The following is a 1,849-nucleotide window of genomic DNA, read 5'->3' on the forward strand; positions in this document are numbered from 1 at the left end:
ACCTGGCGGTCGGGGTTGTCCTTGTTCGTGTCCACCAGGCACACCGACTGCCAGGTGCCGAGCGCCAGTTCGCCGTCGATCACGGGGAGTGTCGCGTGCGGGGCGACGATGGCAGGCAGGACGTGGTCACGGCCGTGGCCCCGGCTTCCGTGGCGGTGCTGCCAGCGCTCGTCGGCGGGGAGCAGGTGGTGCAGGGCCGTCAGCAGGTCGTGGTCGCTGCCCGCGCCCGTCTCGATCAGCGCCACGCCCGTCGTCGCGTGGGGCGTGAAGACGTTGAGGAGGCCTCCCCGCCCCTGGGCCACCTCGGCCAGGAAGGCGACGCACTCCCCGGTCAGGTCGTACACCCTCTCCGACCCTCCGGTGGTGACGTCAAGGACGCGTGTGGCGAAACCATGGCTCATCCCCTCATCGTGACGGAGCGGGCGGCCTTCTCAAACACCCCACGCAGACGACTCGGGTAGGTGCCCCCGGGTGCCCTCGCACGGCGCCTGTTCCCCGCCACCCGGGCCTTCGCCAGGCAGCCCGTCACTCAGGCCGGTGGTCCTTCGGCCGGGACGTCACTCCGGCCGGGTCGTCCCGAAGTCGCCGCGCAGGGTGGAGCGGCCGCCGTCCGGTCCCGTCAGGACGACGGTGTACGTGTCGGCCGAGGCGTCCCGTACCCCTTCGGCGTGGTTGTACTGGCCGGCGAAGACATGGGGGCCCGGCGGGACCGTCCGGTCCGGCCTGAGCGTCCAGCGGTAGACCAGCTCCCGGCCCTCCTCGGTCACCGTCGCGGTGAAGTCCTCGGCGGGGCGCGTGCGCCAGTGGCCCGTGCTCACGACTCCGGGCGTGCGGGCGATCCGCAGTTCCACGGTGAGTGCGGTGACGGGCGTGTCCGTCGTCAGGGCGAGATCGCTCTGCGCCCACCAGCGGTTGCTGCCGGGGTCGATCGTGGCGGTCGCCCGTGCGCCGGGACCGGGCGCGGGAAGCGTGGTGGCGGGAGCGGCGGGCCGGTCGTTCAGCGTGGTCGCCGCAAGCCCTCCCAGGCCGACGACCCCCGCGACGGCGGCGGCGACGGCGACGACAGCCGTCCAGCGGCGCCCGGTCCAGGGGGTCGTGGGCCGGGGCGGCCGGGTGGCCGGGGCGGGTGCGGCCATGCCGCGTTCCACCCGGGCGAGCATGCGGGCGTGGTCCGGCCGGTGCGCGCGCGCCGCCTCCCGCAGCTCGCGGCGGAGCCGTGTCTCGTCCATCAGCGCCTCCCCGCGGCGAGTTCGGTGGCGGCCTGAGGGCCCAGCAGCCGCTGGAGCTCGGCCATGCCCTTGGAGGTCTGGCTCTTGACCGTACCGACGGAGACGCCGAGCGCGAGAGCGGTGTCACGTTCGGAGAGGTCGAAGGCGTGCCGGAGCACGACGCAGGCGCGCTTGCGGAACGGCAGGGCGCGGAGCGCCGTCCGCACGTCCACGACGGCGGGCACGTCGGGGTCCTCGGTGTGGTCGGGGCGCCGGTCCCAGAAGGCGGCGATACGGCGCCGCTCGCGGACGGTGCCGCGGATCCGGGTGCGGACGAGGTTGGTGACCACGCCGCGGGCGTAGGCGGCGGGGTGGTCGGCGGCGCGCACCCGGTCCCAGCGGTGCCAGAGCGCGAGCATGGCGTCGGCGGCCAGGTCGTCGGCGGCGTCGGTCTCGCCCGTCAACAGGTGTGCGAGACGGGCCAGTTCGGCGTAGTGGCGCTCGAAGAACGCCCGGAACTCGGCCGCGCCGTCCGCGGCCTCAGTGTCTGCCGCGACCACGATGGCCCTCGGTGTGAGCGGAGCCGGACACGCCGGGTCCGGGCGGGACGGACCCGGCGGTGGGGCCGGTGGAGGCGGGGC

General features: G+C 75.1%; 3 protein-coding genes. All 3 read right to left on the reverse strand.

Features of this window, described 5'->3' with window-relative positions; translation table 11 throughout:
- Positions 1 to 401, reverse strand: a 401-nt coding sequence (locus tag AOK00_RS27985) for a YjbQ family protein (protein WP_055603035.1), incomplete at its 3' end; no start/stop codon positions are given.
- Positions 402 to 557: 156 nt separating this feature from the next.
- Complete coding sequence (locus tag AOK00_RS27990; RefSeq protein WP_055603033.1) at positions 558 to 1,229, reverse strand: hypothetical protein; 672 nt, start codon at positions 1,227 to 1,229, stop codon at positions 558 to 560.
- Complete coding sequence (locus AOK00_RS27995; RefSeq protein WP_055603034.1) at positions 1,229 to 1,768, reverse strand: SigE family RNA polymerase sigma factor; 540 nt, start codon at positions 1,766 to 1,768, stop codon at positions 1,229 to 1,231. Before AOK00_RS27995 ends, AOK00_RS27990 begins: the two co-directional genes overlap by 1 nt.
- Positions 1,769 to 1,849 lie beyond the last annotated feature (81 nt).

Source organism: Streptomyces aureus (assembly GCF_001418135.1).
GTDB classification, from domain to species: Bacteria; Actinomycetota; Actinomycetes; order Streptomycetales; family Streptomycetaceae; genus Streptomyces; species Streptomyces aureus_A.